The organism is Microbacterium sp. JC 701, assembly GCF_021026215.1.
In the GTDB taxonomy this organism is placed as follows: Bacteria; Actinomycetota; Actinomycetes; order Actinomycetales; family Microbacteriaceae; genus Microbacterium; species Microbacterium algihabitans.
In genome coordinates, this window is record NZ_JAJNCV010000003.1 from 312,366 (window position 1) to 336,905 (window position 24,540).

Here is a 24,540-nt window from a genome sequence, read left to right on the forward strand (position 1 = left end):
GGTCCGCGCGCTCTCATGCGCTCCGACCGAGGGGTGCGGCGCGCTCCGCGACATGCCCGGTGGGGCCGGCTCGGTTCGCCAGGTCCGACCTCATGACATAGACTGGGGAGTGCAGTCGAAATCTGCATTCTTTCGCCGTGCCCCCGGGCACGCGGCATCCCTCCCCGAGAGATTCCAGGCGGAACGCATGTCGGTTTCGAATCCTGGATCCCGTCGGGATCTTAGGGCGGTAGCTCAATTGGCAGAGCAGCGGTCTCCAAAACCGCAGGTTGCAGGTTCGATTCCTGTCCGCCCTGCGCACAGCGCACGCTGGCACACAGACAGACCTAGGTGGTTCGATGACGCAGGAAGAGGCGAAGGGCGAGATCGTCGCAGACCGCGGCGCGCCCCGCGAGAAGAAGCTGAACTTCTTCGCGCGGATCGCTCTCTTCATTCGTCAGGTCTTCGCAGAACTGCGCAAGGTCGTCACGCCGACGCGGCAGGAGCTCCTGAAGTTCACCGCCGTCGTCCTCGGGTTCGTCGTCGTCATGATGGCGATCGTCTACGGCCTCGACGTGCTGTTCGTGTGGATCACCACCGCCGTCTTCGGCGTCCCCGGTACCGCCGGCGCCTGACCGCGTCTGGACGGACGCGCGGCGCCTGGAGCGGCCGCCTCTGAACGGAAGAGATCACAGTGTCTGAAAGATATGTCGACGACGCCGACTGGGCGACGGCAGCCGAGCAGTCCAGCGAGGACGACGAGGCCCAAGAAGGCAACGTGCTCGAATCGCAGGAGCGCGCCTCCGACTCGGCCGAGCACTCCGCCGTGCACGTCGTCGACGACGAGACCGACACCGACGACGCCGACCTCGGCGACATCGACATCACCGACCCGGAGGCGGACGCGATCGTGAACGACGCTCTCGAGATCGACGAGACCAGCGAGGCCGAGGCCGCCGCCGAGGTGCTCACCGACGCCCTCGCCGAGGAGCAGGCCGAAGAGGCCGCCGAGGCCGCCGACGAGGTCACCCCCTACGACGGTCCCGACATCAACGGCGAGCCCGACGCGCCCGTGCTCGACGAGGACTTCGTCGACGAGGTCTCCGCCGCGGCATCCGTCGTCGACGAGGCCGAGGCGTCCGAGTCGCCGGCCGACGCCGCGACCGATGTCGACGCCGAAGAGACCGACGAAGACGCCGACCCGTACGAGGCGTTCCGCGCCGAGCTGCGGTCGCTCCCCGGCAAGTGGTTCGTCATCCACTCCTACGCCGGTTTCGAGCGCAAGGTGAAGGCCAACATCGAGCAGCGCAAGTCGACGCTCGAGGTCGAGGACGACATCTACCAGGTCGAGGTCCCCATGGAGGACGTCGTCGAGATCAAGAACGGCCAGCGCAAGATGGTCAACCGCGTGCGCATCCCCGGCTACGTGCTGGTGCGCATGGACCTCAATGAAGACACCTGGTCGGTCGTGCGTCACACCCCCGGTGTCACGGGCTTCGTGGGCAACGCCCACAACCCCACGCCGCTGCGCTTCGAAGAGGCCTTCAACATGCTGAAGAGCCTCGTCGAGGTCAAGGAGTCCGCTCCCGCGAAGGGCGGCGCCGTCAAGGGTGCTCCGACCGCGCAGCGCGTCATCCCCGCCGAGGTCGACTTCGAGACCGGCGAGACGATCACGATCAAGGAGGGCTCGTTCGCGGGTCTTCCCGGCACGATCAGCGAGATCAAGCCCGAGAGCGGCAAGCTCACGGTGCTGGTGTCGCTCTTCGAGCGCGAGACCCCGGTCGAGCTGTCGTTCGACCAGGTCACCAAGATGGTCTGACGCCCACCCGCGTCTTCGCGAACGCCCCGCCCGGCTCGTCCGGCGGGGCGTTCGCCGTTCCCGGCGGGCGCCGCTCTCCTTGCGTCGGGAGGGTGGGATGCCGACGGGCGTCACGTCGCGTATGATGGGCAGGTTGCGTGCGTCAGCGCGCGACGACCGCTGCCCGGAATCCGCCGGGTGTGCGGGAGAGAGGGAGCCGCCACGGCCCCGCTCGAGAGAGGAAAAGGATATGGCACCCAAGAAGAAGGTGACCGGCCTGATCAAGCTCCAGATCAAGGCGGGTGCGGCCAACCCCGCGCCCCCCATCGGTCCGGCGCTCGGTCAGCACGGCGTCAACATCATGGAGTTCTGCAAGGCGTACAACGCGGCGACCGAGGCCCAGCGCGGCAACGTCATCCCCGTCGAGATCACCGTCTACGAGGACCGCAGCTTCACGTTCATCCTGAAGACGCCCCCCGCCGCAGAGCTCATCAAGAAGGCCGCCGGTCTCGCCAAGGGCTCGTCGACGCCCCACACGGTCAAGGTGGGCAAGCTCACCAAGGACCAGGTCCGCGAGATCGCCACCACGAAGCAGCCCGACCTGAACGCGAACGACATCGAGGCCGCCTCGAAGATCATCGCCGGCACCGCCCGTTCCATGGGCATCACGGTCGAGGACTGAGGGAGATAACAATGGCTACCAAGTCCAAGGCATTCCGCGCCGCTGCTGAGAAGATCGCGGCCGACACGTTCTACACCCCGACCGAGGCCGTCGCCCTCGCGAAGGAGACCGGCTCGAAGAAGTTCGACTCGACCGTCGAGGTCGCGCTGAAGCTCGCGGTCGACCCCCGTAAGGCCGACCAGATGGTTCGCGGCACGGTCATCCTGCCCCACGGCACGGGTAAGACCGCGCGCGTCATCGTCTTCGCCAACGGCCCCGCGGCCGAGGCGGCTCTCGCCGCCGGCGCCGACGAGGTCGGTGGCACCGAGCTCATCGAGAAGGTCGCCGGCGGTTACACCGCGTTCGACGCGGCCGTCGCCACGCCCGAGCTCATGGGCCAGGTCGGTCGCCTCGGTAAGGTCCTCGGACCCCGCGGCCTCATGCCGAACCCCAAGACCGGCACCGTGACCCCCAACCCGGCCAAGGCCGTCGAGGAGATCAAGGGCGGAAAGATCGAGTTCCGCGTCGACAAGCACGCCAACGTGCACTTCGTCGTGGGCAAGGCATCGTTCACCGCTGAGCAGCTCGACGAGAACCTCGCCGCCGCTCTCGAGGAGATCGTCCGCCTCAAGCCGTCGAGCTCGAAGGGCCGTTACATCCAGAAGGGCGCCGTGTCGACCACGTTCGGCCCCGGCATCCCGCTGGACGTCAACTCCATCATGTGACATCCGTCACTTCGGAAGCCCCGTCGCGCCTTGCGCGGCGGGGCTTCTGCGTTGCCGGCGCGTGCACGATCGTGCAATACAGCGTCATCCGGGAAGACTCCGCTGCCGCGGCGTGTTCTGCTGGAGGGTGCGCTCGCGCACCGACCACGTCCGGCGCCGCACCGCGCCACCCCCCCCACATCACACATGTCTGGAACAGCTATGCCCCGTCGCCGTCTGACCGTCCTCGCCGCCACCCTGGGCCTGAGCGCCCTCGCGCTGACCGCCTGCAGCGGCGGCTCCTCCACGACCGATCCCGCCGCGGGCGCCGACCTCGGTCTGGTCTCGGGCGGCACGCTGACCGTCGCCACCGAGGGCACCTACCGCCCGTTCTCGTACCACGAGGGCGCCGGCGAGCTCACGGGCTTCGACGTCGAGATCGCCAAGGCCGTCGCCGACAAGCTCGGCCTGCAGGTGAAGTTCCAGGAGACCCAGTGGGACGCGATCTTCGCGGGCCTCGATGCGGGTCGCTTCGACGTCATCGCCAACCAGGTCTCGATCAACCCCGACCGTCAGGCGAAGTACGACTTCAGCTCGCCGTACACGGTGTCGCGTGGCGTGATCGTCACCACCGAAGACGAGAACGGCATCTCGAGCTTCGCCGACCTGTCGGGCAAGACCACCGCGCAGTCGCTCACCAGCAACTGGTACGAGCTCGCGACCTCGAGCGGTGCCCAGGTCGAAGCCGTCGAGGGCTGGGCGCAGGCCGTCGCGCTGCTCAAGCAGGGCCGGGTCGACGCCACGGTCAACGACCAGCTCACCTACCTCGACTACGAGAAGACGAACAGCCCCACGGGCCTGAAGATCGCCGCGCAGACCGACGACACCTCCGAGAGCGCGTTCGCGTTCAAGAAGGGTCAGGACAAGCTGGCGGATGCCGTGGACGGCGCCCTCGACGAGCTTCGTACCGACGGCACTCTCGCGCAGATCAGCGAGAAGTACTTCGGCGCAGACGTCACCCAGTAAGCCCGATGTAAAGCCCCGCGGATCATCCGCCACCCACCCGTAGCGTGGACGGCGGATGATCCGCTGCGGCGTCCGCCGCGGGTGATCCGCGCCCGCGCGAGGAAGGAAGCCCATGAACGACGTCTGGTCGCTCCTGGTCGAATCGTTCTGGCCCATGCTGCTGGCCGGGTTCACCGGCACCATTCCGCTGTCGCTGGCCTCGTTCGCGATCGGTCTCGTGCTCGCCCTGCTGATGGCGCTCATGCGCCTCTCGCGCAACCTCGTGCTGTCGGGCATCGCCCGGTTCTACATCTCGGTCATCCGCGGGACGCCGTTGCTCGTGCAGCTGTTCGTGATCTTCTTCGGCCTGCCGTCGCTGGGGCTCACGATCGATCCGTTCCCGGCGGCGGTCATCGCCTTCTCGCTGAACGTCGGCGGCTACGCGGCCGAGATCATCCGCGCCGCGATCCTCTCCGTCCCCCGCGGGCAGTGGGAGGCCGCGCACACCGTCGGCCTGTCGCCGACCAAGACGCTGACCCGCATCATCCTCCCGCAGGCGGCCCGGGTGTCGGTGCCGCCGCTGTCGAACACCTTCATCTCGCTGGTGAAGGACAGTTCGCTCGCGTCGCTGATCCTCGTCACGGAGCTCTTCCGCCAGGCGCAGAACATCGCGGCGTTCTCGTACGAATTCATGGCCGTCTACCTCGAGGCGGCGTTGATCTACTGGCTGTTCTGCCTGGTGCTGTCGTTCGGGCAGAACGCCCTCGAGAAGAGGCTGGACCGCCATGTCGCCCACTGAACCGTCCGCCCCGCTGCTCGCAGCGACCGGGCTGCAGAAGAGTTTCGGAACGAACCGCGTGCTCGACGGCGTCGATCTCGAGGTGCGCCGCGGTGACGTGCTCGTGCTGATCGGTCCGTCGGGGTCGGGCAAGACGACGGTGCTGCGCTGCCTGAACGGACTCGAGACCCCGGATGCCGGCGTCGTGGCGTTCGATCAGGGTCCGGTGGTCGAGTTCGGTGGCAAGGTGTCGAAGGCCGACCGCACGGCGCTGCGCGACAAGTCGGCGATGGTCTTCCAGCACCACAACCTGTTCCCGCACCTGACGGTGCTGCAGAACGTCATCGAGGGGCCGACGCAGGCGCACGGCGTCGCGAAGGCCGAGGCCATCGCCCGCGCCGACACTCTGCTGACCCGCTTCGGCCTCGCCGAGAAGCGCGACGCGTATCCCTCCGAGCTTTCCGGCGGACAGCAGCAGCGCGTCGGCATCGTGCGCGCCCTCGCGCTGCAGCCGCAGCTGCTGCTCTTCGACGAGCCCACCAGTGCCCTCGACCCCGAACTCGTGGGCGAGGTGCTGACGGTACTCCGCGAACTCGCGGCCGAGGGCTGGACGATGGTCATCGTGACGCACGAGCTCGGTTTCGCCCGTGAAGTCGCCGACGAGGTGCTCTTCTTCGACGGGGGAGTGATCGTCGAGCGCGGCACTCCGTCCGAGATCCTGCGTCAGCCCAAGATGGAGCGCACCAAGCGCTTCCTCGACCGACTCCTGCGACCGATGGACTGATCATGTCGCGTCTGCGGGAGGTGCTCGGCGTCGAGGTGCCGATCGTACTCGGCCCGTTCGGCGGCCTGTCGTCGGTGGGGCTGACGGCCGCGGTCAGCGAGGCGGGCGGGCTCGGATCGTTCGGCCTCTACGGCTACGCGGCCGAGCGCATCCGCGACACCGTCCCTGCTCTGCGCGCGGCGACCGACAAGACGATCGCCGTCAACCTGTGGATGCCGCGGGGCGACGAGGTCACCCCCGACGACGTCGACCTGCAGCGCTACGTCGACGCCGCGGGCGACCTCTTCGCGCGCGCAGGCATCTCCCGCCCCGAGGCGCCGCGCGCCTTCATCCCGCCCGTGGCCGAGCAGCTCGAGGCCGTCTTCGACGCGCGCCCCGACGTGCTGAGCGTCGTGTTCGGCGTTCCGGATGCCGCGACCCTCGCGACCGCACGAGAGCTCGGCATCCGCGTGATCGGAACGGCCACGTCGGTGGACGAGGCCCGCGCGCTCGATGCCGCGGGTGTCGACGCGATCGTGGCGACCGGAATGGAGGCGGGTGGTCACCGGGTCTCGTTCCTGCGCGACGCCTCGGCTTCGCTCGTCGGCACGTTCGCCCTCGTGCCCCAGGTCGTCGACGCCGTGGGGGTGCCGGTGATCGCGGCGGGGGGCATCGCCGATCGTCGGGGTGTCGCCGCGGCCTTCGCCCTGGGGGCCGAGGGCGTGCAGGTCGGCACCGCGTTCCTGCGCACGAGGCAGTCGGCGGCGACGCGGGCGCATCGTGAGGCGATCGCCTCGGCATCCGACACCACCACCGTTCTGACGACGGCGATGAGCGGTCGGCTCGCGCGCGGAGTGCCCAACGACGCGGTGCGGGCGATCGAGGAGTCCGGCGAGATCGCGCCCTTCCCGGCGCAGAACTGGCTCACGGGAGTGTTCCGTCAGGCCGCCGCGGCGAGCGGCGACGCCGAGTTGCTGTCGCTGTGGCTGGGCCAGGCTGCGGGCCTCGCGCGTCTGGATGATGCCGCCGACGTTCTCGCCGAGCTGCGGGCGGGTCTTCCGCTCTAGGCGGTCGCGCGGATCTCGAACCCGTCGCCGGGATCGGTGGTGCCCTCGATCACATCGACGTCGTCGACGCGGGCCGTCGACGGACCCTCGTGCGCCCAGGCGATGAGGGCTTCGACGGCGTCGGGATCGCCCGCCACCTGCGCCTCGACCGAGCCGTCGCGGCGGTTGCGCACCCATCCGCGCAGCCCGAGCCGTTGCGCCTCGTCGTGCAGTGCGTAGCGGAACCCCACACCCTGCACGCGTCCGTTCACCGTGATCGTCGCCGTGCGCATGGGTCCATTCTCGTCGTCCCGTGGGCCGCGGATGCCCCGCGGCCGGCGAATCGCCGCTCAGTGCGGCAGGACGAGCGAGATCGCGATCGCGAACATCACCACGGCGATCACCGCGTCGAGGATGCGCCACGCGCGCGGGGTGTCGAGCCACCGCCCGAGCCAGCGGGCGCCGAAGCCGAGCGAGGTGAACCACAGCACGCTCGCCACACAGGCGCCCAAAGCGAAGGCCCATCGATCGTCGCCGTGGGTCGAGGCGACCGAGCCCAGCAGGAACACCGTGTCGAGGTACACGTGCGGGTTCAGCCACGTCAGGGCGAGGCACGTCGCGAGGGCGGCGGCCAGCGTGGTCCGGGCCGGGCGCGTGCGCACGGCGGTACCGCCGGCGTCTCCGGCGCGGGGGGAGGGGGCGGATGCCGCGCCCCCGTCGACCCGCAGGGTCTCGCCGCTCGGACGCAGAGCGCGCCGCGCGGCGAGCACGCCGTAACCGACGAGGAACACGGCCCCCGCCCAGCGCACGACGGTGAGCAGCCACGGCACGGCCTGCAGCACGAGCCCGACGCCCGAGACGCCGAGCACGATGAGGATCGCATCGGACAGAGCGCACACCGCGACCACGGCGAGCAGGTGCTCGCGCCGGATGCCCTGGCGCAGCACGAAGAGGTTCTGGGCGCCGATGGCGACGATGAGCGACAGGCCGAGGCCGAGACCGGCGAAGACGGAGGGGAGCACGACGACGACGCTACGGTCGCCCAGAAGAAAAGAACAGCTCATTATTCTGATGAACCATTAGCATCGCTTCATGCCGGTCCCGCTCGATCTCGCTCGCACCCTCGCCGCCGTCGTCGACGAGGGCACCCTTGACGCCGCCGCCCGACGCCTGCACATCACCCCGTCGGCGGTGAGCCAGCGGCTGCGCGCGCTTGAGGACCAACTCGGACGCGTCGTGCTCGTGCGGTCCAAGCCCGTACGCACGACCGAGGCCGGCGACGCCGTGGTGCGCCTCGCCCGCCAGCTCGCCCTGCTCGAACACGACGCCCTGGCCGCCCTGGGCGCGGAGGAGGGCTCGGTGGCATCCGTCGCCCTCGCCGTCAACGCGGACTCGCTCGCGACGTGGTTCCTGCCCCCGCTGGCGCGCGTGGCGGCGCGCCGCGCGGTGGTGTTCGACCTGCACCGCGACGACCAGGACTTCACGGCCGGGCTTCTCGAGAGCGGCACGGTCATGGCCGCCGTCACCTCGCGCGAGACCCCGGTGGCCGGGTGCCGGGTGCGCTCACTCGGGGTGCTGCGCTACGAAGCGGTGGCGACCGTGGGGTTCGCCGAGCGGTGGTTCGCTCGGGGGGTCGACGCCGACGCGCTCGCGGTGGCGCCGATCGTCGACTTCGACCGACGAGACGACCTGCAGACGCAGTGGCTCCTGCGGCGCGGGGTCTCGCCGGCGGATCCTCCGCGGCACCGCGTGCCCGCCTCGCAGGACTTCGCCGCAGCGGTCGGGCTCGGGCTCGGGTGGGGGCTTCTCCCCGGATTCCAGTCCGCCGAGGGGCTCGCCCAGGGTCGCCTGGTGCGGCTCGGTGCCGATCCGGTCGACGTGCCCCTGTTCTGGCAGCAGTGGAACCTCACCTCTCCCTTGCTCGACGAGGTGGCCGACGAGATCGTCGGCGAGGGGCGGCGGATGCTCGCAGCCGGGTGACCCCCGGCTCCGCGGCATCCGCCGGTCAGTCGTCGCTGACGCAGAGGACGATCTTGCCGCGCGTGTGCCCGCGCTCGAGTTCGACGTGCGCGTCGGCGGCATCGGCGAGGTCGAACACGTGCTCGACGTAGACCCGCACCGCACCCGAATCGAGCAGGCGGGCGATGGTCGCCAGGGCGCCGCCGTCGGGGATCGTCTTGTAGTCCGTCGAACGGATGCCGCGGGCCGCGGCCGCCTCGCGGAAGCCCGGCCATGCGCCGGTCGGCACCTCGATGAGCAGGCCCCCGGGGCGCAGCACCTCGAGGGAGCGCGTGCCGGTGTCGTCGGAGACGTCGCCGATGAGGTCGATGACCACGTCGACGTCGTGGACGACGTCTTCGAAGCGCGTCGCGGTGTAGTCGACGACCTCGGCGGCTCCGAGCTCGCGGAGCCATTCGAGGTTGCGCGTCGAGCCGGTCGCGATGACGTGCGCGCCGAAGTAGGCGGCGAACTGCACGGCGAAGTGCCCCACCCCGCCACTGCCGGCGTGGATGAGGATGCGCTGCCCCTGGTGCGCGAGGGCCGTCTCGACGACGAGTCCCCAGGCGGTCAGCGCGGCCAGGGGGACGGCGGCGGCCTCGACGTGCGAGAGCGAGGCGGGCTTGCGGGCGAGCGAAAGCGTGGGAACGACGGCGTACTCGGCCGAGGTCCCGGGGGTGCGGGGGAAGGCGGCCATGCCGTACACCTCGGTGCCGACGGGGAACGGGTGCGCGTCGAAGGGGGTGCGCACCACCACGCCGCTCACGTCGAACCCCGGCACGGCCGGCCACGCGTCGATGGCAGCCGACATGCCGCGTCCCGCGCGGGTCTTCGCGTCGATCGGGTTGACGCCGGCGGCGATCACCCGCACGAGGACCTCGCTGAGCACCGGAGTGGGGACCGCGACGTCGGCGACCCGGAGCACCTCGGCGGAACCGGGGGCATCGAACACCACCGCTCGCATCGTCTCGGGCAGCGCGGGGGCGGGCTGGAGGGCGGCCTCGGGACGCGTCGATCGGAATCTCATCGGGCGCTCTCTCTCGTGACGTCGCTACGCAGCGACTTCGCTGCGGTCCGCCCAGTCAATCGCGCCATTGTCTCGCCGGTGTTACGCGTCGGTCACCGTGTCGCGAAGCCCGTCGAGGGCCGGGATCCACGGCATCCGGGATCGCCCGATGCCCTCCGCGGTCGGCCCCCGCTGCCGGTCAGTCGCGCGAGGGGACTTCGCCGACGGCGAGGGCGTGCAGCAGCGTCGAGAGGTGACGGATGTCGCCGATGGTCCAATCGGCGATGGCGTCGTAGAGGCGGCTCTCGTGCGGGGCGCGGGCATCGGCCAAGCGGGTGTGCCCGAGCTCGGTGACGGCGATCAGGCGCGAACGACGATCGTTCGGGTCGGGCGTGCGGGTGACGAGTCCGAGATCCTCGAGCTCGCTGATCCCGCGACTGAGGAATCCCTTGTCGGCGGCGAGGCGCTCGGCCAGGGCCGAGAGGGTGAGCGGTCCGAAGCGGCTGACGACCGAGAGGGCCTTGAACGTCGCCGGCAGCATCCCCGGGCTCACGCGTTCCGCCGCTTCGGAGACGAAGCGGCGGAACACGGTCATGAGCTCCGAGAACGACGATTCCAGGGCCTGTACGGCCTCGCGGCGCTCGTCGTCCGTTTCGCTCTTCACGTCAGACATCCTCTCCCATCCCGGCGTCACGACGTGCGCGGCGCGGGGAGGCGGCATCCTGAGTCGGGATCGTTCCCGTGGCCGAGAGCGTCGCCATCGCCTCGGGGACCGAGACCGTGGCGAGGTCGGCTTCGCTCGCGGCGACGCGCTCCGTCGTCGTCATGCGGGTGAGGGGACGGTTCGGCAGGAACACGATCGCGATGAGGCTCACGATCGCCACGGGCACCGCGATGAGGAACGAGTGGGCGATCGACTGGGCGTAGATGTCCTCGACGATCACGCGCACGCTCTCGGGCAGGGTCGACACCTGGGGGATGGCTCCCGACTGCAGCGTCTGGGCGACGGCGGCGCCCTTCTCGCCCAGGCCCATGATCGCGGCCTGCAGGTCGGCCGCGCGGTCGGTGAACAGGCTCGTCGCCATGCTCGCCAGGGCCGCACCCATGACCGAGACGCCGATCGTGCCGCCGAGGCTGCGGAAGAACGTGACTCCCGAGCTGGCCGCACCCATCTGGCTGGGGTTGGCGGTGTTCTGCACGACGAGCACGAGGTTCTGCATCGTCATGCCGACACCGGCACCGAGCAGGGCCATGTACAGCGACACGAGCGCGAAGTTGGTGTCGTAGTGGATCGTCGACAGCAGGAACGTCCCCGCGATCAGCAGCACGCCGCCGGTGATGAGGAACGGCTTCCAGTGACCGAAGCGCGAGATGAGCGCACCGACGACGATCGACGAGACCAGCAGGCCGCCGATCATCGGGATGGTCATGACGCCGGCCTCGGTGGGCGTGGCGCCACGGGCCATCTGCATGTACTGGCTGAGGAACACCGAGGTGCCGAACATCGCCAGGCCGGTCGCGATCGAGGCGATCGTGGCGAGGGTGAAGGTGGCGTCGCGGAACAGCGTCAGCGGCACGAGGGGCTCCGACGAGCGCAGCTCGACGACGACGAACAGGATCGCCGCGAGCACCGCGCCGCCGACCATCAGGAAAGTCTCGGTGCTGGCCCACTCGAAGGTGCTGCCGGCGTTGGTCACCCAGACGAGCAGCAGCGAGACGGCGGCCGAGAGCAGCACGATGCCGAGGTAGTCGATCTTGACCTTGCGCGTCGGGCGGGCGGGGAGGTGCAGCGTGCGCTGCTGGATCAGCAGGGCGGCGACGGCGAAGGGGAGGGCGACGAAGAAGTTCCAGCGCCATCCGAAGGCGTCGGTGATGACACCGCCGAGCAGGGGGCCGCCGACGGTGGCGACGGCCATCACGGCGCCGAAGAGGCCCATGTACCGGCCGCGCTCGCGCGGGCTGATGATGTCGGCCATGATCACCTGGCTGAGGGCGGCGAGACCGCCGGCACCGAGGCCCTGCACCGCGCGGAAGCCGATCAGCATGTCGGTGTTCTGCGAGAACCCGGCGGCCGCGGTGGCGAGCACGAAGATCGCGATCGCGATCTGGATGAGCACCTTGCGGTTGAACAGGTCGGCGAGCTTGCCCCAGATCGGGGTCGAGATCGCGGTGGTGAGCAGGGTCGCGGTGATGACCCACGTATAGGCGTTCTGGTCGCCCGACAGGTCGTGGACGATGACCGGCAGCGACGTCGAGACGACGGTCGAGGCGAGCATCGACACGAACGTGCCGAGCAGCAGGCCGATGAGGGCCGGGAGGACGCGCCGCTGTGCGGGCGCCTCGGGGGAAGAGGTTGTCATGCGGGAGCTCCACGAAAGGGGGGACGGATGCCGCGACGACGATGGCGCGATTAGTTGACTGATGTCAACGATACGCCTATTGCTTGACTTCCGTCAACTATTAATCGAGGAGCGCGAGAGCGCGGTACCTCTCCGTGGGCTCGGGGCGGACCGGCTCGGGACGCGGCTGACGCGCCTCCATCGTGCGGCGGTAGAGCTCGTCGATGAGGGAGGTGGCGAGACCCACCAGTTTGGAGATCTCGCGCTCGTCGCGGTCGATCCACTGGCACCGCGGTTCGTCGTGCAGGGGGACGAAGCCGTCGTGCTGCTCCCAGGCGACGAGGGTGCGCTCGGCGCCGAGCACGTGCTGCTGCCACCAGATCTGACGCATGTAGGTCTTGGGGATCGAGCGCCACGCCTTGTTGGTCGTCTTGATCTCGGCGAGCACGATGCGGCCCTCGCCGTCGACGACCACGCCGTCGGGGGTGGCGAGGTGACGCTTCTCGACGACCGCGTGGTAGAGCGCGGAGGAGGGGCGGATGCCGTGGGTCGCCGCCACCCATGCGGCGATCTCGGGCTCGCGACGACGACCGTGCGCCGTGAAGGCGTTGCCCGAGAAGTTCGAGCCCATGAGCTTGGCATCCGCCGCTCGCGCGATGGCGTTGTGGCTCGTCAGCGTCGCGACGTCGGTCGCGGTGATGCCCCGGCTGCGCGCGCGGATCCAGGCGACGCGATCACGCGAGTCCGCGACGATCCGGGCGTCGAGGTCGGCGCTGCGCGATGCGACGAGCTCGGGGGACATGCGTTCGACCCTAACCCCGCTCGCCCGTGGAGCGCATGCGAGGCGCGGCGCGTCGGCATCCGGGGTCTTGTGCCGCAGGTAAGGGTGCCCTAAGTTGTCTGCATGCCCGCCGAAGATCACGCCGCGAAGCGCCCCGACGGCGGGCGCTGGTGCGACATCGAGGGCGCCGTGCTGCTCGGGGGAGACGCGCAGAACGTCGCCGAGATGCGTCGGATCGCGGCCGCGCTCTCGCCCGACGTGCACCTGACCGTCGTCGTCGAGGTGTGCGGCGCCGCCGAGGTCGGCGTCGTCGACGCGGGGGACGGGCGTGTCAGCTGGCTCGACCGCACGATCGACGGCGAACTGCGTCCGCGCGGCGAGCGGCTCGCGCAGGCGATCCACGCGTGGTGCGCGGAGTGGGCGTGCGGCGACGCGCCGATGTGCACCGTGTGGCTCGGTGCGCGCACTCCGTCGCGTATCGTGCGCATGACCCGCGCTCTGCTGCCCGAACCCCGCGTCTCCTGACGCGGGCGGATTGGCGCAGGCCCGGGGGATCGGGTACAGTGGGGGCAAGCCAAAGACCGTCGGTTATCGGAGTGCTCGCATTCCGATCGAAGCGTCTGCTGAAAAGCAGGGGACCAACGCAGGTGTACGAACTCTCCTTCGGGAATCGAGCTCCGTGCCTTGCGCCGGAGCTCTTCTTTTTTGTCCGGACCCCGGTGTCTTCGGCCGGCGCCCCGCCATCGCGGAGCGCCTCGTTCACACAAGGAGTGGCCATGGCGCAGAAGGATGCATCGGTCGCCGAGCTCACGAAGAACTTCGAGAGCTCGACCGCCGTTCTGCTGACCGAGTACCGCGGTCTGACGGTTGCCCAGCTCAAGCAGCTGCGCAACGACATCCGTCAGGACGCGGATTACGCCGTGGTGAAGAACACGCTGACCAAGATCGCCGCGGCTAACGCGGGGGTCACGGGACTGGACGACGAGCTCAAGGGCCCGTCTGCCATCGCGTTCGTGCACGGTGACCCTGTCGCCGTCGCGAAGAGCCTGCGTGCCTTCGCCAAGGCTAACCCTCAGCTCGTGGTGAAGGGCGGCTACTTCGATGGCGCCGCTCTGACCGCGGATGAGGTCAACAAGCTCGCCGATCTCGAAAGCCGTGAAGTCCTGCTGGCGAAGCTCGCCGGCGCGATGAAGGCGACGATGACCAAGGCGGCATACGTCTTCCAGGCGCTTCCGTCGAAGGCCGTTCGCACGGTCGACGCGCTGCGCGAGAAGCAGGACACCGCGGCCTGACCCGGCCCCGGATGATTAACCCGATCAAGGAGATACAACATGGCTAAGCTCAGCACCGAAGAGCTGCTCGACGCGTTCAAGGAGCTCACCCTCATCGAGCTCTCCGAGTTCGTCAAGGCGTTCGAGGAGACCTTCGACGTCACCGCTGCCGCCCCCGTGGCCGTTGCCGGCCCCGCCGCCGGTGGCGCTGCCCCCGCCGAAGAGGTCGAGGAGAAGGACTCGTTCGACGTCGTCCTCGAGGCCGCCGGTGACAAGAAGATCCAGGTCATCAAGGTCGTCCGCGAGCTCACCTCGCTCGGCCTCGGCGAGGCCAAGGCCGTCGTCGATGGTGCTCCCAAGGCCGTGCTCGAGGGCGCGAACAAGGAGACCGCCGACAAGGCCAAGGAGGCCCTCGAGGCCGCCGGCGCCACGGTGACCCTGAAGTAATAACGCTTCACGGTCGCGGTAACGCGATGCACACGAAGCCCCGGATGCCACGGCATCCGGGGCTTCGTCGTTCCCGGTCGGAGCCTCGGACGGAGTTCACGCAAACGAAACCTGTGAGTCTGGGAAAAGGGTATGCGGATCGTTTACGGTCGTTGAGAACCCCCGTCGATCCCCCCACGCGACGTCGTTCCCACGTTCGTCGTTATCTGGAGACCCATGCTTTCCGATGTGTCGCGCGTGCCCGCACGCCGTTTCACGACCGTCCTGAGCGCCGCCCTCGGCGCGGCTCTGCTCGGTTCCGCCCTCGTCCCGCTCCCCGCCTTCGCGGCCGACGGCCCCCGGGTGGTGATCAACGAGGCCTACCTGAAGGGCGGGAGCGCGAACGCTCCGTTCTCGCAGAAGTTCGTCGAGCTCTACAACGCCGGTGACACCGCGCAAGACCTGAGCGGGTGGTCGCTGCAGTACCGCTCGGCCTCCAGCGAGAGCGCCCCGACCGGTGCGAACACGCAGAGCCTGACCGGCTCGATCGCCGCTGGCGGCTACTACCTCATCGCCCTCCCCGGCAACGGCGCCACTGGCGCGGCCCTGCCCGCCGCCGACCTCACGAGCACGGGCCTGAACCCCTCGGGGACGAACGGCCAGCTGTTCCTCGCCGATGTGGCGGAGTCGCTCGCCCTTCCCGCCGGCTCGGTCGACGACGACCGCGTGGTCGACTTCGTCGGCTACGGCTCGGCGGTCGGCTTCGAGACGGCGGCGGCGACGGTCGACGGGGGCAACTCCGTGCCCAACTCGCTCGTGCGTTCGGGTTTCGTCGACACCGACGACAACTCCACCGACTTCACCAACGCCACGACGGTCACGCCCCAGGGTTCCGCCGGCGGAACCCCCGCCCCCGAGCCCGAGCCTGACCCCGAGCCGACCGAAGAGCCCTCGGCTCCGGCTCCCGACGTCGTCACGCCCATCCGCGAGATCCAGGGCACGGGCGCCACGACCCCACTCGACGGCACGACCGTCACGACCCGCGGCATCGTCACCGCCGCATACCCCACGGGCGGGTACAACGGTTTCTTCCTGCAGACCCCGGGGACCGGCGGAGCGGTCGACGCCGCGACCCACACGGCATCCGACGCGATCTTCGTCTACGGCTCGGCCGCGACGGCGCTCGTCGCGCAGGGCGACTACGTCGAGGTGACCGGGACGGCGGGCGAGTTCTCCGGCCAGACCCAGATCACCGCGGATGCCGCTGCGGTCAGCATCCTGACCGAGGACGCCGACGCCGTGTCGCCGGCCGAGATCGGCTGGCCCCAGACCGACGAGGAGCGCGAGCGCTTCGAGGGGATGCTGCTGGCGCCTCAGGGCGACTTCACCGTCACCAACTCGTACAGCACCAACCAGTACGCCGAGGTCGGTCTCGCCGCCGGGACCACGCCGCTGCGCACCCCCACCGACGTCGCTCGTCCCGCGACCCCCGAGTACGTGGCGGCGGTCGCCGACAACAACGCTCGGGCCGTGGTGCTCGACGACGGGGCGTCGATCAACTTCCTGAACGATGCGAACAAGGGCATTCCGCTGCCCTACGTCTCGCTCACCGACCCGGTGCGCGTGGGTGCTCCGGTGACGTTCACGCAGCCGGTCATCCTCGATTACCGCAACAACGCGTGGAAGTTCCAGCCGACCCAGCAGCTCACGGTCGACAACGCCTCGACGGTGCAGCCCGCGACCTTCGCGAACACCCGCACCTCGGCTCCCGAGCCGGTCGGCGGCAGCGTGAAGATTTCGAGCTTCAACGTGCTGAACTACTTCACCACCACCGCCGAGAGCGTCGGGTGCACCTCGACCTACGACGACCGCGACGGCAACCCCGTCACGGCCGACACGTGCCCCGCCCCCGGTCCTCGCGGTGCCGCGAACGCCGAGAACCTCGAGCGTCAGCAGGCGAAGATCGTCGCTGCGATCAACGGTCTGGGCGCCGACGTCGTCTCGCTCGAGGAGATCGAGAACTCGGCCCAGTTCGGCAAGGACCGCGACGACGCACTGTCGACGCTGGTCGACGCCCTCAACGACGCCCTCGGAGCCGAGGAGTGGGCCTTCGTGCCCTCGCCCGCCGCCGTGCCTGCGTCGGAGGACGTCATCCGCACGGCCTTCATCTACAAGAAGGCCGTCGTGACCACGGTGGGCGACAGCGTCATCCTCGACGACCCGGCGTTCGCCAACGCCCGCCAGCCGCTCGCCCAGGCCTTCGCGCCGGTCGACGACGAGGGCGCGAAGATGCTCGCGATCGTCAACCACTTCAAGTCGAAGGGCGACAGCCGACCCGCCGCCACCGGCGACAACGCCAACGGCGTGCAGGGCGCGTTCAACGGCGACCGCGTGCGTCAGGCCGAAGCGCTCGGCGCCTTCGCGCAGGAGCGCTCCGCGCAGGTCGGCACCGACGAGGTGTTCCTGCTCGGAGACTTCAACTCCTACACGCAGGAGGACCCGATCGAGACGCTGCGCTCGTTCGGCTACGAGCCGCTGGAGGCGGGCACGGGCAAGTACTCGTACTCGTTCAGCGGGCAGTCCGGGTCGCTCGACCACGTGCTCGCGTCGCCCTCGGCGCGCGACCTCGTGACCGGCGTCGACGTGTGGAACATCAACGCCGTCGAGGCCCTCGCCCTGGAGTACAGCCGCTACAACTACAACGCGCTGAACTTCTACGACGCCTCGCCCTACCGCTCCAGCGACCACGACCCCGTCGTCGTGGGGGTCGACCTGTCGTCGACCACCGAGCTCAACCTGCTCAACATCAACGACTTCCACGGGCGCATCGACGCCAACACCGTGAAGTTCGCGGGCACGATCGAGCAGCTGCGCGCGGAGGGCGGCGACGACAAGACGCTGTTCCTCTCCAACGGTGACAACATCGGCGCCTCGCTGTTCGCGTCGTCGAACGCCGGTGACAAGCCGACGATCGACGTGCTGAACGCGCTCGATCTCGCGGCATCCGGAGTCGGAAACCACGAGTTCGACAAGGGCGCCGACGACCTGCTCGGGCGCGTCTCCGACCTCGCCGACTTCGAGTACCTCGGCGCGAACGTCTACCGCGACGGTCAGCCGATGCTCCCCGGCTACGAGATCCTCGAGGTCGACGGTCTGCGCGTCGGCGTGATCGGCGCCGTCACCGAGGAGACGGCGTCGCTCGTCACCCCGAGCGGCATCGAAAGCGTCGAGTTCCGCGAACCGGTGGCCGAGGTCAACCGCGTGGTCGGCGAGATCCGCGACCAGGTCGACGTCATCGTCGCCGAGTACCACGAGGGTGCCAGCGCGAGCGCGTCGGCGGGCGAGACCCTCGAGAAGGCCGTCGCCGAGGGCGGCGCCTTCGCGCGGATCGTGACGGAGACGGATGCCGATGTGGATGCGATCTTCACCGGTCACACCCACGAGGAGTACGTGTGGGAGGCACCGATCCCCGGTGGTGAGGGCACGCGTCCGATCCTCCAGACCGGCAGCTACGGCGCGAACATCGGCCAGGTGGTCCTGGACGTCGACCGCGAGAGCGGCGAGGTCGTCGGTCACACCGCCCGCAACGTCCCCCGTCTGGCGGCCGAGGCCGTCGAGGACGACCCCGAGAAGACCGCCGAGAACAGCGCGGCGCTGGACGCCGAGCTGATCGCGACCTACCCGCGGGTCGCCGAGGTCGACGCCATCGTCGACGCCGCCCTGGCCGAGGCCGACCGCGTCGGTTCGCAGCCGGTCGGTTCGGTGACGGCCGACATCACCACCGCGTTCACCGGCGGCGCCTACGTCGACGGCGTCTACACCGGTGGCACGCGCGACGACCGCTCGAGCGCCTCGGCGTTGGGCGGCCTGGTCGCCGATGCGCTGCGCACGACGCTGGCCGACCCCGACCGCGGCGGCGCCGACATCGCCCTGGTGAACCCGGGTGGGCTGCGCGCCGAGCTGCTGCGGGGCGACGACGGAGTGATCACGTTCGCCGAGGCCAACGCGGTCCTGCCGTTCGTGAACAACCTCGGCACGACGACGCTGACCGGCGACCAGTTGCGCCGCCTGCTCGAGCAGCAGTGGGGCGACGAGGCCGGCCGCGCCGCGACGCTCGCGCTCGGGGTGTCCCAGAACGTCCGCTACACCTACGATGCTTCGCTCCCCGCGGGCGAGCGCATCACGGGCATCTGGATCGACGGGGCAGCCGTCACTCCCGAGGCCGAGTACCGGGTGGGCACGTTCAGCTTCCTGCTGCAGGGCGGTGACGCCTTCTCGGTCTTCACCGAGGGTGCCGACACGCGCGACTCGGGTCTCATCGACCGCGATGGCTGGATCGCCTACCTGCAGGCCAACCCGGGGCTCACGCCCGACTTCGCCGCTCGCGCGGTGCAGGTGACGGGGGCTCCGGCCGAGGTGCAGCGCGGGGGCCAGATCAGCTTCGGCGTCTCGAAGCTCGACCTGACCTCGCTGGGCAGCCCCCTCACCACGGAGCTCACGGTGACCGTCGGCTCCGCGGCCCCGGTCACGGTGCCCGTGGTCGACGGCGCGGCTCAGGTGTCGGTGACCGTGCCGGCCGACGCCGGCGAGTCCCTCGAGGTGGTCCTCACCACCGCGACGGGCACGACGGCGACGGTGCCCGTGCGGGTGACGGACGCCGCGGTCGACCCGGGCACTCCGGTACAGCCCGGCACACCCGGCGAGCCGGGGCAGCCCGCCGGTCCGGGAACCCCGGGACAGCCCGGCGCGCTGCCACTCACCGGTACCGACACCGCCTGGATGGGTGCCGGCGTGCTCGCCGCGCTCGCTCTGCTGGGTCTCGGCCTCGTCGTCCGCCGACGCGCGACGCGCAACGCCGACTGACCTCGAGTCGCACGAAGACCCCGGATGCCGCGGCATCCGGGGTCTTCGTCGTTCCCGGCCGGTCGCGCGGCCGGGGTGGCTCAGGCCGGTCGCGGGGGAGCGGTGGAGGCGCGCACCACGAGACGGGTCTCGGCGGGCGTGCGCCACGGCGGCTGGCTGGTGCCCTCGATCATCGACAGCAGCAGGCGGGTGGCCTCGACGCCCTGGGCCTCGGGGAACTGCTCAACGGTGGTGAGCGAGAACATCTCGGCGTAGTCGTGACCGTCGATGCCGACCACGCTCAATTCGGTCGGTACCGAGATGCCCATCCTGCGCGCGGCGATGATGACGCCGATCGCGACCTCGTCGCACGCGGCGACCACCCCGGTGGGACGCGTCGCCGTGTCGGCGAGGAACGACACCGCCGCCGCGTACGCGTCGGTGATGGTGAGCGTCGCCGGCACGCTGCGGATGCGCACGGCCAGGCCGTGATCGTTCATGGTGTTGCGGTAGCCGATCGAGCGTTCGTCGACGTCTTTCGCGGGTGCGTCGGTCGAGGGGGTGCTGCCGACGAAGGCGATGTCGGTGTGGCCCAGCGCGATCAGGTGCTCGGTGATGTTGCGCGTGATCGCGACGTTGTCGAGGCCGAGGGTGGGGACGCCCGTCAGCGGGTTGCCGATGCTGACGACGGGTTTGCCGATGTTGGCGAGACGCTCGAGATCGGCGTCGTCGGGCTCGAGGGCCGCGGCGATGATGCCGTCGAAGCGCTTTCTCGCGAGATAGGTCGAGTACAGCGTCTCGCGGTCGTCCGACCCGGGCTCCGCGACGTACAGGGTCACGTCGTAGCCGAGGGGGATAAGGGTGCGTTCGACGCCCTCGACGATGGATCCGAAGTACCAGCGGTTGACCTTCGGCACGATCAGGGCGATGGTGCGCGTGCGTCCGGTGGCTAGGCTCACCGCGCTCGTCGAGGGCACGTAGCCGAGGGATTCCGCGGCGTCCGCGACGCGTCGGCGCGTGCTGTCGGAGACGTAGCCGCCGCCCGTGAGAGCACGGCTCGCGGTCGATTTCGACACCCCGGCGAGGCGTGCCACATCGGCGATTCCGCTCATGCGTGATCTTTCTTCCCGTGGTCGACGTCCGTGTCGACGTCGAAGTAGCGTATCCGAGATCGACCCGAACTGGAACCGGTTTCGCGTCGGATCCAGGCCGAGATCCCGCGTCTTTCCGGGAGTTATCGGTTCGTGATGTGGGACCGGTTGCAACTCTTCGGGATTGCATCTACGGTTGCCTGGAATCGGTTCCTGACAGGTTCCGATGCACCACTGAACTCAAAGAGGAGAGATCACATGGGTATGTCACAGCGGTATCGCCTGCTGGCTCCCGTCGGGCTGCTGGCGGTCGGAGCGATCGCCCTCGCAGGCTGCGCCGAAGGTGACAGCAGCGGCGGCACCGGCAGCGGCTCGGGAGGCGACACGACCGTCCGCATCTCCGGCGGCATCACCGGTACCGAGGCCGACGCGCTGAACCAGAGCTTCGAGCAGTTCACCAAGGACACCGGCATCAAGGTCGTCTACACCGGCGACAAGAGCTTCGAGGGCAACATCGTCACGAAGGTGTCCGGTGGCGACGCCCCCGACATCGCGATCGTCCCGCAGCCCGGTCTGCTCAAGACCCTCATCGGCACCGGAGACGTCCAGAAGGCGTCCGACACCGTGTCGAAGAACGTCGACGAGTACTGGGGCGAGGACTGGAAGTCCTACGGCACCCAGGACGGCGAGTTCTACGCCGCCCCGATGCTCGCCAACCTCAAGGGCTACGTCTGGTACTCGCCGGCGAAGTTCAAGGAGTGGGGCGTCGAGGTTCCCAAGACGTTCGACGAGCTCATGACCCTGACGCAGACCATCCAGCAGAAGACCGGCGCCGCCCCGTGGTGCGCCGGCTTCGCCTCCGACGCCGCGTCGGGCTGGCCGGGCACCGACTGGATCGAGGACATGGTCCTGCGCCAGTCCGGCCCCGACGTCTACGACCAGTGGGTCGCCAACGAGGTCAAGTTCACCGACCCCCAGATCAAGGAAGCCTTCGACGCGGTCGGCAACATCCTGCTCAACCCGTCGTACGTCAACGCCGGTTTCGGTGACGTCAAGAGCATCAACTCGACGGCGTTCGCCGACGTGGCCGCGAAGGTCGCCGACGGCAGCTGCCCGATGACGCACCAGGCGTCGTTCCTCTCGGCCAACTTCCTCACGGTGAAGACCGCGGCCGGCGCGACCCCGACGATCGCCCCCGACGGCGACGTCTACGCGTTCCTGCTCCCGGGCGTCAAGGAGGGCGAGCTGGCCGTCGAGGGTGGCGGCGAGTTCGTCGCGACGTTCTCCGACAACGAGGCCGTCCAGAAGGTCGCCGAGTTCATGTCGACCCCCGACTTCGCCAACGCTCGCGTGAAGCTCGGCGGCGTCATCTCCGCGAACAAGGGCGCCGACCCGTCGCTCGCCTCCAGCGAGTTCCTCACCGAGGCGATGAAGACGCTGCAGGACCCGAACACCACGCTCCGCTTCGACGCGTCCGACCTCATGCCGGCCACCGTCGGCTCGGGCTCGTTCTGGAAGGGCATGGTCAGCTGGATCGACGGCACGCCCACCGACCAGGTGCTGAGCGACATCCAGGCCGGTTACGACAACTGACCCTGGAAGATCAACCGGTGGGCCGTCCGCGACGCGGGCGGCCCACCGGGTCCATACTTCTCATCCGCCCTGTTGCTAACGGGCACTCATCGATGAGCACGAAGGCGTGTTCGGGAGGGACGTCATGACCGACATCAAGAACGCGGAGACGACGCCGGCGGCGTCGCCACCGCCGCGTGGCAGAGAGGCCCGTGCATCGCGCGGCACCGCCGCCACGAGACGGACCACGACGATCGTGGTCCTCGTGGGCCTCATCCTCGCGGTGGCGCTCTTCCTGTTCATGGTGACGCGCGCTCCCGCCGACACCAAGCCGACCACCCTCGGCTTCTCCCTCAACAGCTTCTTCATCTGGCTGGGCGGCCTGAGCCCCCTCGTGCAGATCCCGCTCGTCATCGTCGTGTTCGGCGTGGTGGTCGCCCTCCTGCTGCTGCTCATCGAGTACGCGCCGCGCGCGGGCAAGGGATACTTCTGGCTCCGCCTCATCGCGTGCTTCGCGATCCCGGTGCTGGCCTTCATGCTGCTGCGGCCCTACCAGAACGCCGTCGTCTACGTGCTCGGCATCGCTGTCATCCTGGGCGCGATCCTCTTCTACGCCGACTACCGCTCACGCCAGGGCGCCGGCTACCTGTTCCAGCTCATCCTCTTCGCCGCACCCGCGGCGATCCTCCTGCTGATCGGCCTGGTCTACCCGGCCATCACCACGTTCTTCCAGTCGTTCTTCGACAAGACGGGCGACAACTTCGTCGGCTTCGAGAACTACATCTGGACCTTCACGAACCCCGAGGGCTTCTGGTCGGTCATCAACACCCTCATCTGGGTGCTGCTGGCCCCGACCATCGCCACCGCGATCGGTCTCGCGTACGCCGTCTTCATCGACCGGGCCGCGGGCGAGAAGTACCTCAAGGTCCTCATCTTCATGCCGTTCGCGATCTCGTTCGTCGGCGCCGGAATCATCTGGAAGTTCGTCTACGACTTCCGCCAAGGCGACCAGCTCGGCGTCTTGAACGCGATCGTCACGGCCTTCGGCGGTCAGCCGATCTCGTGGCTGTCGGCGGCGCCGCTGGTGAACACCCTTCTGCTGGTCGTGGTCTTCATCTGGAGCCAGACGGGTCTGGCCATGGTGATCCTGTCCGCGGCCATCAAGGCCGTTCCGCCAGAGCAGAACGAGGCCGCCGAGCTCGACGGCGCGAGCGCCTGGGAGCGCTTCATCAACGTCACCGTCCCCGGCATCCGCTCGTCGCTCATCGTCGTGCTGACCACCATCGCGATCGGTGCGCTGAAGATCTACGACATCGTCGCCGTCATGACCGGTGGACGTAACGACTCGACCGTCCTCGCCTTCGAGATGGTCAACCAGCAGCAGCGATTCCAGAGCTACGGGCACTCCGCTGCGCTGGCCGTGGTGCTGTTCATCTTCGTGCTGCCGCTGATCATCTTCAACGTGCGCCAGATCCGGAAGCAGAGGGAAGTGCGATGACCACCTCCACCGTGGTGATCGAGCCCACCACCGACAACCGCTCGGCCCGCCAGGTCGCCCGCGACACGCGCAAGCACGAGGCGATGGCGCGCAAGCGCCTCACCTCGAAGGGCGCGACGATCGCGGCGATCGTGATCGCCTTCTTCTGGACGATCCCGACGTTCGGCCTGTTCATCACGTCGTTCCGTCCGGGTTCCGACACGCAGTCCACCGGTTGGTGGACCGTGTTCGTCGACCCGGCGTTCACGCTGGACAACTATCGGCTCGCGCTGACCTCGGGCGGAACCGCCCTGACGCTGGCGCAGTCGTTCCTGAACTCGCTGGCGATCACGATCCCGGTCGTGCTCTTCGCCCTCGCGGTCGCCTCGCTCATCGCGTACGCCTTCGCCTGGATCGACTTCAAGGGCCGCAACTTCTTCTTCATCTTCATCTTCGCGCTGCAGATCGTGCCGCTGCAGATGGCCCTCGTGCCGCTGCTGAGCCTGTTCTCGCGCGGGCTGACGATCAACGAGGTCACGATCTTCCCGGGCTTCGACCTGCGCGGGGTGGAGCACAGCTTCGCCACCGTGTGGATCGCGCACGTGATCTTCGCGATGCCGCTGGCGATCTTCCTGCTGCACAACTTCATCGCCGAGATCCCGGCCGAGGTCATCGAGGCCGCGCGCGTCGACGGGGCCGGTCACGGGCAGATCTTCTTCCGCCTGATCCTCCCGCTCGCGGCCCCCGCGCTCGCGTCGTTCGCAGTGCTGGAGTTCATCTGGGTGTGGAACGACCTGCTGGTGGCGACGATCTTCGCGCCATCGTCGTCGCTGCCGTTGACGCAATCGCTCAACTCGCTGTCGGGCACCTGGGGCGACCAGTGGTTCCTGCAGTCCGCGGGCACGTTCATCTCGATCCTCGTGCCGCTGATCGTGTTCTTCCTGCTGCAGCGCTTCTTCGTGCGCGGCCTGCTGGCCGGAGCGACGAAGGGCTGAGCCCGTCA

The 24,540-nt window shown here is 69.2% G+C and carries 23 protein-coding genes and 1 tRNA gene; 17 read left to right on the forward strand and 7 right to left on the reverse strand.

Going from position 1 to position 24,540, the window contains the following annotated elements:
* Window positions 1-223 precede the first annotated feature (223 nt).
* The 9 genes from LPW41_RS13320 to LPW41_RS13360 all read left to right on the forward strand — a co-directional run bounded on the left by LPW41_RS13320 (window position 224) and on the right by LPW41_RS13360 (window position 6,755).
* Window positions 224-296, forward strand: a tRNA-Trp gene (locus tag LPW41_RS13320).
* 42 nt (window positions 297-338) lie between these two features.
* Window positions 339-614: a preprotein translocase subunit SecE gene (gene secE / locus LPW41_RS13325; protein WP_144832746.1), complete on the forward strand. Its 276-nt coding sequence runs from the start codon at window positions 339-341 to the stop codon at window positions 612-614.
* A 59-nt stretch (window positions 615-673) separates the two neighbouring features.
* Complete coding sequence (gene nusG / locus LPW41_RS13330) at window positions 674-1,798, forward strand: transcription termination/antitermination protein NusG (protein WP_144832748.1); 1,125 nt, start codon at window positions 674-676, stop codon at window positions 1,796-1,798.
* A gap of 229 nt (window positions 1,799-2,027) precedes the next feature.
* Complete coding sequence (gene rplK, locus LPW41_RS13335; RefSeq protein WP_013585556.1) at window positions 2,028-2,459, forward strand: 50S ribosomal protein L11; 432 nt, start codon at window positions 2,028-2,030, stop codon at window positions 2,457-2,459.
* An 11-nt stretch (window positions 2,460-2,470) separates the two neighbouring features.
* On the forward strand, window positions 2,471-3,163 hold the full coding sequence (gene rplA / locus LPW41_RS13340; protein ID WP_144832750.1) for a 50S ribosomal protein L1: 693 nt from the start codon (window positions 2,471-2,473) through the stop codon (window positions 3,161-3,163).
* 201 nt (window positions 3,164-3,364) lie between these two features.
* Window positions 3,365-4,168 carry an amino acid ABC transporter substrate-binding protein gene (locus LPW41_RS13345; RefSeq protein ID WP_144833120.1) on the forward strand — a complete coding sequence of 268 codons (804 nt, stop codon included), beginning with the start codon at window positions 3,365-3,367 and terminating at the stop codon, window positions 4,166-4,168.
* 112 nt (window positions 4,169-4,280) lie between these two features.
* Entirely contained in the window at window positions 4,281-4,946 is a 666-nt protein-coding gene (locus LPW41_RS13350) for an amino acid ABC transporter permease (protein ID WP_144832752.1), read from the forward strand.
* Complete coding sequence (locus tag LPW41_RS13355) at window positions 4,933-5,709, forward strand: amino acid ABC transporter ATP-binding protein (RefSeq protein WP_154097361.1); 777 nt, start codon at window positions 4,933-4,935, stop codon at window positions 5,707-5,709. The genes LPW41_RS13350 and LPW41_RS13355 overlap by 14 nt, the downstream gene beginning before the upstream one ends.
* A 2-nt stretch (window positions 5,710-5,711) precedes the next feature.
* Entirely contained in the window at window positions 5,712-6,755 is a 1,044-nt protein-coding gene (locus tag LPW41_RS13360) for a nitronate monooxygenase family protein (RefSeq protein WP_144832756.1), read from the forward strand.
* Here LPW41_RS13360 and LPW41_RS13365 read toward each other — a convergent pair.
* Window positions 6,752-7,027 (reverse strand): acylphosphatase, encoded by a 276-nt coding sequence (locus LPW41_RS13365; protein WP_144832758.1) that lies wholly within the window; start codon window positions 7,025-7,027, stop codon window positions 6,752-6,754. The two genes, LPW41_RS13360 and LPW41_RS13365, sit on opposite strands and share 4 nt — an antisense overlap.
* Before the next feature lie 57 nt (window positions 7,028-7,084).
* On the reverse strand, window positions 7,085-7,798 hold the full coding sequence (gene lysE / locus LPW41_RS13370) for an L-lysine exporter (protein ID WP_230705093.1): 714 nt from the start codon (window positions 7,796-7,798) through the stop codon (window positions 7,085-7,087).
* 28 nt (window positions 7,799-7,826) lie between these two features.
* Here lysE and LPW41_RS13375 point away from each other — a divergent pair, with 28 nt between their 5' ends.
* Window positions 7,827-8,714 carry a LysR family transcriptional regulator ArgP gene (locus LPW41_RS13375; RefSeq protein WP_144832762.1) on the forward strand — a complete coding sequence of 296 codons (888 nt, stop codon included), beginning with the start codon at window positions 7,827-7,829 and terminating at the stop codon, window positions 8,712-8,714.
* 25 nt (window positions 8,715-8,739) lie between these two features.
* On the opposite strand, the gene LPW41_RS13380 is transcribed toward LPW41_RS13375, so the two are convergent.
* From LPW41_RS13380 to LPW41_RS13395, 4 genes are all read right to left on the reverse strand, one after another.
* Complete coding sequence (locus tag LPW41_RS13380; RefSeq protein ID WP_230705189.1) at window positions 8,740-9,696, reverse strand: NADP-dependent oxidoreductase; 957 nt, start codon at window positions 9,694-9,696, stop codon at window positions 8,740-8,742.
* 241 nt (window positions 9,697-9,937) lie between these two features.
* Window positions 9,938-10,411, reverse strand: coding sequence for a MarR family winged helix-turn-helix transcriptional regulator (locus tag LPW41_RS13385; protein ID WP_144832766.1), 474 nt, complete (start codon window positions 10,409-10,411; stop codon window positions 9,938-9,940).
* Window positions 10,404-12,098, reverse strand: a complete 1,695-nt coding sequence (locus LPW41_RS13390; protein WP_230705094.1) for an MDR family MFS transporter — start codon at window positions 12,096-12,098, stop codon at window positions 10,404-10,406. The genes LPW41_RS13385 and LPW41_RS13390 overlap by 8 nt, the downstream gene beginning before the upstream one ends.
* Window positions 12,099-12,198: 100 nt before the next feature.
* A complete protein-coding gene (locus LPW41_RS13395) occupies window positions 12,199-12,879 on the reverse strand; it encodes a YqaJ viral recombinase family protein (RefSeq protein ID WP_144832769.1) in 681 nt (226 codons plus the stop codon).
* Window positions 12,880-12,981: 102 nt separating this feature from the next.
* Between LPW41_RS13395 and LPW41_RS13400 the strand changes: the two genes are divergently transcribed.
* The 4 genes from LPW41_RS13400 (at window position 12,982) to LPW41_RS13415 (ending at window position 19,418) form a co-directional block, all read left to right on the forward strand.
* Entirely contained in the window at window positions 12,982-13,383 is a 402-nt protein-coding gene (locus LPW41_RS13400; RefSeq protein WP_230705095.1) for a hypothetical protein, read from the forward strand.
* 251 nt (window positions 13,384-13,634) lie between these two features.
* Window positions 13,635-14,150, forward strand: coding sequence for a 50S ribosomal protein L10 (gene rplJ / locus LPW41_RS13405; protein ID WP_094735742.1), 516 nt, complete (start codon window positions 13,635-13,637; stop codon window positions 14,148-14,150).
* Between the two features lie 39 nt (window positions 14,151-14,189).
* The gene (gene rplL / locus LPW41_RS13410) at window positions 14,190-14,576 is read left to right on the forward strand and encodes a 50S ribosomal protein L7/L12 (protein ID WP_058232706.1); all 387 of its coding nucleotides are present in this window, start codon (window positions 14,190-14,192) and stop codon (window positions 14,574-14,576) included.
* 216 nt (window positions 14,577-14,792) lie between these two features.
* Complete coding sequence (locus LPW41_RS13415; protein WP_230705096.1) at window positions 14,793-19,418, forward strand: ExeM/NucH family extracellular endonuclease; 4,626 nt, start codon at window positions 14,793-14,795, stop codon at window positions 19,416-19,418.
* Between the two features lie 80 nt (window positions 19,419-19,498).
* Here LPW41_RS13415 and LPW41_RS13420 read toward each other — a convergent pair whose 3' ends face one another.
* A complete protein-coding gene (locus LPW41_RS13420) occupies window positions 19,499-20,509 on the reverse strand; it encodes a LacI family DNA-binding transcriptional regulator (RefSeq protein ID WP_144832775.1) in 1,011 nt (336 codons plus the stop codon).
* 237 nt (window positions 20,510-20,746) lie between these two features.
* Between LPW41_RS13420 and LPW41_RS13425 the strand changes: the two genes are divergently transcribed.
* The 3 genes from LPW41_RS13425 to LPW41_RS13435 all read left to right on the forward strand — a co-directional run bounded on the left by LPW41_RS13425 (window position 20,747) and on the right by LPW41_RS13435 (window position 24,532).
* On the forward strand, window positions 20,747-22,081 hold the full coding sequence (locus tag LPW41_RS13425; RefSeq protein WP_144832777.1) for an ABC transporter substrate-binding protein: 1,335 nt from the start codon (window positions 20,747-20,749) through the stop codon (window positions 22,079-22,081).
* A 280-nt stretch (window positions 22,082-22,361) separates the two neighbouring features.
* Window positions 22,362-23,558 carry a carbohydrate ABC transporter permease gene (locus LPW41_RS13430; RefSeq protein ID WP_144833122.1) on the forward strand — a complete coding sequence of 399 codons (1,197 nt, stop codon included), beginning with the start codon at window positions 22,362-22,364 and terminating at the stop codon, window positions 23,556-23,558.
* Entirely contained in the window at window positions 23,555-24,532 is a 978-nt protein-coding gene (locus tag LPW41_RS13435; RefSeq protein WP_144832779.1) for a carbohydrate ABC transporter permease, read from the forward strand. The genes LPW41_RS13430 and LPW41_RS13435 overlap by 4 nt, the downstream gene beginning before the upstream one ends.
* Window positions 24,533-24,540 lie beyond the last annotated feature (8 nt).